The sequence below is a fragment of the bacterium genome (genome assembly GCA_021159335.1).
Classification (GTDB): domain Bacteria; phylum UBP14; class UBA6098; order B30-G16; family B30-G16; genus JAGGRZ01.
The window spans coordinates 1-5,926 of sequence record JAGGRZ010000160.1; the positions used below are offsets into that span (position 1 = coordinate 1).

The 5,926-nt window shown below is 30.3% G+C and carries 9 protein-coding genes; 8 read left to right on the forward strand and 1 reads right to left on the reverse strand.

Going from position 1 to position 5,926, the window contains the following annotated elements; all coding sequences use genetic code 11:
• Positions 1-226: 226 nt before the first annotated feature.
• Positions 227-460, reverse strand: a complete 234-nt coding sequence (locus tag J7J62_08960) for a hypothetical protein (protein MCD6125282.1) — start codon at positions 458-460, stop codon at positions 227-229.
• A gap of 538 nt (positions 461-998) precedes the next feature.
• Here J7J62_08960 and J7J62_08965 point away from each other — a divergent pair.
• The 8 genes from J7J62_08965 to J7J62_09000 all read left to right on the forward strand — a co-directional run bounded on the left by J7J62_08965 (position 999) and on the right by J7J62_09000 (position 5,150).
• Positions 999-2,453 (forward strand): hypothetical protein, encoded by a 1,455-nt coding sequence (locus J7J62_08965; GenBank protein ID MCD6125283.1) that lies wholly within the window; start codon positions 999-1,001, stop codon positions 2,451-2,453.
• Complete coding sequence (locus J7J62_08970; GenBank protein MCD6125284.1) at positions 2,454-3,131, forward strand: hypothetical protein; 678 nt, start codon at positions 2,454-2,456, stop codon at positions 3,129-3,131.
• A gap of 124 nt (positions 3,132-3,255) precedes the next feature.
• Entirely contained in the window at positions 3,256-3,456 is a 201-nt protein-coding gene (locus tag J7J62_08975) for a hypothetical protein (GenBank protein ID MCD6125285.1), read from the forward strand.
• Between the two features lie 19 nt (positions 3,457-3,475).
• Positions 3,476-3,829: a hypothetical protein gene (locus J7J62_08980; GenBank protein ID MCD6125286.1), complete on the forward strand. Its 354-nt coding sequence runs from the start codon at positions 3,476-3,478 to the stop codon at positions 3,827-3,829.
• Between the two features lie 249 nt (positions 3,830-4,078).
• Positions 4,079-4,321, forward strand: a complete 243-nt coding sequence (locus J7J62_08985; GenBank protein ID MCD6125287.1) for a hypothetical protein — start codon at positions 4,079-4,081, stop codon at positions 4,319-4,321.
• Between the two features lie 16 nt (positions 4,322-4,337).
• The gene (locus J7J62_08990) at positions 4,338-4,634 is read left to right on the forward strand and encodes a hypothetical protein (GenBank protein MCD6125288.1); all 297 of its coding nucleotides are present in this window, start codon (positions 4,338-4,340) and stop codon (positions 4,632-4,634) included.
• Complete coding sequence (locus J7J62_08995) at positions 4,627-4,836, forward strand: hypothetical protein (protein MCD6125289.1); 210 nt, start codon at positions 4,627-4,629, stop codon at positions 4,834-4,836. The genes J7J62_08990 and J7J62_08995 overlap by 8 nt, the downstream gene beginning before the upstream one ends.
• 2 nt (positions 4,837-4,838) lie before the next feature.
• A complete protein-coding gene (locus tag J7J62_09000; protein ID MCD6125290.1) occupies positions 4,839-5,150 on the forward strand; it encodes a hypothetical protein in 312 nt (103 codons plus the stop codon).
• Positions 5,151-5,926 lie beyond the last annotated feature (776 nt).

Genomic DNA, 5,926 nt, shown 5'->3' on the forward strand with positions numbered 1-5,926 from the left:
ATAATGTACCTTGATATATCTTTATTTTTTTATCCATCTTTTTATCTCCTTAATTAATTTTATAAATTCTTGCTTTATATAAAAAACAGTAAACATAATCCTTATTAATTTTAAAATCCTTTTTGGGATTTCCACCAAATTTACAATAATGACATTTATTAAAATCGACTCCCATTTCTTTTTGAAATTTATAGATATTCCTCATTTTAAATTTCATTCTTTTCTCCTAAATATAATATTTTATCTCTTTTCTAAATTTTCTAAGATAAGGTTGGAAATTTGGTATTCGCCTTAATGCAAAAATTAATAATGCCATCCTATAAGTAATAAAATCTTCTTCTTCACTATCAAGACTGTTTTTAGCTTCCTTAACTAATTCATCCCATTCCTTTTTTAAATCTTCAGTAAATATTCTTAATGCTACTTCTCTATTGTCTTTTTGCCAATTATTATTGTTCATCCTTAACCTCCTTTAAAATTTCCTTTTTCTTCTAGAATAATCATTTTAAATATAAAAGTCAATAGCAAAAATAATTCATTAGATAGACCTAACTTTTGCTGATTTTATCAATATCGTAATTCTGACTAAATTAGCAATTTGTTTTTTTGTCCATAAATTCGGGAAAAAAAGAAAAAACTAATTCATATTTCCATAGAAAAAATTCATTTGCACTTCAAATAAAGAAAATTTTAGAGAAAAAATTTTTTGATTGAAGATTTGAAAATTAGGCCAGCAATACAATGTTTAATGCTTCAAACAATATTTCATAAAACAAATTCTGTTGCACTTCAAATAGGAAAGATTTTAAAAAGAAATTTTCTGAAAGGAGCTAATAATTGTTAGAAAGGCCTAAGATTGTGTTGCTGGACTAATTTCTGGTTACTCCACAAAAATTAGGTCTATCTAACATCGGTAATTAGACCTAATCGTTTGCTATTAAAATTTTAACATCTTGATTTTTAATCTAAAGATGATTATTATGGTGTAGGAGGTGATTATGGAGAGGGTAATAAAATTAAAATTAGAGGATGCTAAAGATCATCAATCAGAGGCCTTGCCAGAGTTTTTAAAAAGATATGGCAAGGCCTTTAATTTTTTTACCCATATCAATAATCACTGCACTGTTGATTGGAGTTTAAGACGATCCTTGTATATATACCCCTATACAGGATCGTCTTATCCTTATGATATGGTGGTAGATTTAAATCTTGACCTTAGGTTTAATAGCAAGGATGAGGAAGACTTATTTTATGATCATAATTTTGATCTTGCGTACGACCGCTATACTTTCCATGCAGTCCATATAAAAAATAAAGGGAGAACATTGGCATACCTCAATTTAGATTATCAAATATTATTGATGAGTGACATTACCCACTATGAAAGTAATTTAACTAATGCTTATCTAGTTTTATCTAAAATAGTTAAACTTTTTAATCTTAAAAAACTATGGACAAAAAAACTTAACTCTATTAAAGAGATAAAAATTGGCTGTGATCCTGAGTTTGTCTTGATAAATAGATATGGTGAAGTAGTACATGCTAGTGACTATATAGATGATGACCATTATGAGAATGAAATTGGCATTGATGGTAGTGGTGATCAATTGGAGTTAAGGCCAGATGCGGGTAGTCCTCAACAAGTAGTGAGGAATTTAAAAAATCTCATTAAAAGGGTGTATGACTCCGATTTTGAGTTAGCATTGACCGCGGATTTTAGCTTAGGTGGACATATTCATATTGGAGTAGGAAAAGAAATTTATCCTAGCAATGAATTACTACAAGTATTAGATGATTTTGTAGGCAAACATACTCGTTATATGTGCGAACGGTACGGGTATGGTGCTTTGTCCTCATGGGAAAGTAAACCATGGGGCTTTGAATATCGGACTCCCTCAGCAGCTATTTTTCTAAATCCAAATATAGCTAAAATAGTTTTAAAATTGGTGAAAAATATAGTTATAAAGGCAATAAAGGAAAAAATTATAAAATATAATGCAAGCTTTCCTAGTATAGATGATTTTATGAAGGTAGGGGGCTTGACAAAAAAGGAGGCCGAACAGTTAATAAATTTTTATGGCAATAAGCATTATTTAGGTTATAGATTATATGATTATTGGCTAATAGATAAAAATAAAAAATATCAAAGAAAAACTTACCCATTAAATCTAAGCTTTAGTGATGAGTGGGATGATACAGTTAAAAATTTATTAAATAAATGGGCTTGCCATTTAAGACTAAACAGGTTAATAAGCATTACATTATTTGGGCTTAGGGAAGATAGGGGCAAAGTAAATACGATAAAAGTGCCAGGTTATGAAGTAATACAACATGAGAGTGCTAATGATTATAGAATAGGAGTAGCATGGGAAATAAGACACGGTGCTAATGTTTTAAAATTTTTCAAAGCTTTGAGGCTACATATCAGAAAAATCCTAAAAGAGGAGGTTTAAATGTGTATTATTGCCTACTGTAAGACAAGGAAATTAAATTATAGCGAACTAACAAATTGCTGGTGTAGCAATAGCGACGGGGCTGGCATAGCATGGCAAGGAAATGGCTTAGTATATTTTAAAAAGGGATTTATGGAGCTAAATGAATTTAAAGAGTTTTATGATAAATTTGATAATCTCCCCCATGCGGTCCATTTTAGAACCCAAACAAGTGGTGGTATTTGTCAAGAGTTAACACATCCCTTTAAATTGGATTTTGATAATCCCTTACAAGGTAAAACTAAGCAAGGAGTTTTGTTCCATAATGGTGTTATATCCAATTGGCAAAGTAAGCTTGACCTAATTGCCTATTACTGCATTAGGAAAAATAGGAAATTTCCAATTGGTAAAATGAGTGACAGTAGGGTAATGGCTATCTTAGTAAAGATTTTAGGCATAGGTTATTTGGAAAGCATAGGAGCTTATGATAGGTTTTTGATTATGCGGCCTACAGTTGTAGTAATGCTAGGAGATTGGATTAAAGAAAATGGAGTTTATTTTTCTAATATGGATTATGAAGATTTTAGCATTTACAATACAGATTATGATGATGATTTAGCAGGTTTATCCTATGGGTATGAATGGCAAAGACAATACAAAAAAAATAAGAAAAAAGGCAAGGTGAAATTACCATGGTAAAAGTAATATACAATAAAAAGAAAAAATGTTATTTATGCGGAGTGAAAAAAAAGATTCTGTATAGTTATCAAGATAGATTATATTGTAAACATTGCTTTACTTTATTAAAAGGAAAGGTAAAAAAATGAATTATAAAGATTTTAAAAATTTACTAAATCAATATTGGATAAAAGTGACATATAACTATGTGCCAGATTATTTAGCAATGACATTTTATGAAGCTTGCAACAAAGTAAAAACAAAGATAAGACCAGAAGATTTTATCAAGGCGTTTTTTGTTTATGTTAGGAAAGGCAAAGGTTTATTTATAGATATAAAAATATGAAAAAAAGGAGGTGATACAAATGGCAGAACCTACAACACTAGCAGTAGGATTAAAGGCAGGTGAATTACCAGAAGATGTTAGGAAAAGACTATTTTATCTATCTTCTAATTACGAATGTCATTATGTAGATATATTGGATTTCATATCAAATAAGTATGGTAATCAGAAAAGACATAATGAGTTAACTAATGAGTATATGAAAAGGGTTAGTATTACTGACAAATACTATGGCTTTGCAGTAGCACAAACATGGAACGGCGTTATACATCTAGATGATCCCATAATACAAGACAGAGTTAAAAAGGCAAAGGAATGTTTCAAAAAAATAACGGGTAAAGAGGGAAGGGTTTTATTGATAGGTGAACAAATATAAAAGGAGGAATTAAAAAAATGAATTGCTACATTTTAACTTTTAAAATCACGTCTAAAGGTAAGTTAGATGACCCTAAAGGATTAGCAGAGTATATAAAGGAAAAAATAATAGATACGGTCAATAATCACTATTGGCTTAAAAAGGAAAGGTTTGATTTTGAAGTAAGTATGAAATTTGAGTCTCATATTGATACCTATTGACATTTTAACTAAAAATGATTATTGTAATAAAAAAGCACAAGGAGGTAAAATGGAGAAGATTTACAAAGTAGCAATAAAAAAGGCAAGTGAGGTAAACTGGAAAATTAAGCATATAAAAGACTTAGACAGTTTTGTCAAAGACACACTAAATGAACATAAGACCATTTTACTTAACATTGATCCTGAGGCTTATGGGTTTTATCCTTGTGAATTAAACAAAGAGGCGTTAAAATTTGAGGTTAAAGAAAAAGTAGATTTGGCTATCACTATAGTAGATGATTACTTAGATTAAAAGAAAGGAGGATATTATGTGGCACATTCTACAAACATTAAGAGACAGAAAAACCAATAAGTTAGTGGTGTATTTGGGTGTAAAGGGCAATCACATGATAGGTAAGAATGAAGATGGAAGGATAATTAAGGATAGGACTGGCAAGAGATTTAAAGAAATTAGGAATGAAAGGGGAAAAATATTAATCGGTGATCAGGTAGAAAAATGGGAAACCTACGGGTGCTATTTTGGATATCTGAAACCTCATTTATGGGAAAAAGTACATCCCGATATGGACTTAAAAAAATATGTAAAGGGGCAGCAAAATGAATGAAATTGAAGTTTTTGATAATTTGGGCAAACAACAAAGAGTTTCACTAATGACCAAAATACATTTTGAATCTGAAAAGGCAAGGACAGAACTGGAAAGGAAAAGGTTTTTGGCTGAATTGGACAGGGGAAAAGAATTTGAGGCAGAAATCGGGTTGATAATCAGTTTATATGAATGGGGCTGTAATTTTTTAGAAAGGAGGTAAAGATGTATAGAATAGAATTAGTCAAAAATGGAGTAAAAATCAATGGTAAACCTTACCAAATTGGAGATTACATTAAGGCAACAGATAAAGGTAAGATTAAATTTGTGGGTAAAATAAAATTTGGGGTCTATCTGGATAGTGAAGGGTACGTAGATGATCAACATATAGGTTTCATAGTAGAAGACATTGACAATCCCATTAGATATACCTTAATTGACCTGATTAATACGGGATGGAAATTGAGTATTGCCAAAGATAAGCCAAAAGTTAAAGTAAAATTAATAAGAGGAAAAGTGATTTATGAAGAAGAATGAAGGGAGGTAATAAAATGAAAGTTTCCAAAGTAACAGATAATCTTCTTATCGTACTCATCCTTTAGTTTTTTAAGGGGGTAATGTAAAAAAAAACAAAGAGAAAAGGCAGGCGATTTTTGGCAAGGGCTTTTGTCCTTGCCTATTTTTTTGGCCCAAAATCAAATTGACTCAGATAAATTTTTTCTGATACTTTGTCTTATCTGAATTTTTGTCAGATTTGATTTTCTGACTTTCTGATTTTCTGAATCGGAATGTTTTGTCTGATTGACAATGTTAGGCCTTTTTACCTTAGTTCATTGGAACTAAGTTAGTTCAATGGCTCAAAAAAAGTTAGGTTCACTTCAATCTTGTTTTGTATTATAACATATTTTATTTAATTTGTCAATGTTTGGTGGACCTAATTTTTTGCCAGAAAAAAATTAGTTCACTTCAATAAAGTTAGTTAGGTCTAACTAAGTTAGTTCAATGGAACTAAGTTAGGCCCCAGAAAAATTCTTTTTCACTTCAATGAAAGTTAGTTCAATTTAACAATGTCTGTTAGGTCGAACTAAGTTAGTTCGGCCAAACTAAGTCTAAAGGCCTTAAAAATTTGTTCCACCAAATGTTAGGTCTATCTAAGATTGTCTATTGGAACTCGTCGTTTGATATTAAAATTTTAATATATTGACAAGGTGTTAGATGAACTAACTTTGTTTTACGAACTATTTTGTCTAATGGATTTAACTTTACTGGAAATTGTCTAAAGCACCAAATAATGTTTAGTGGACCTAAGATTT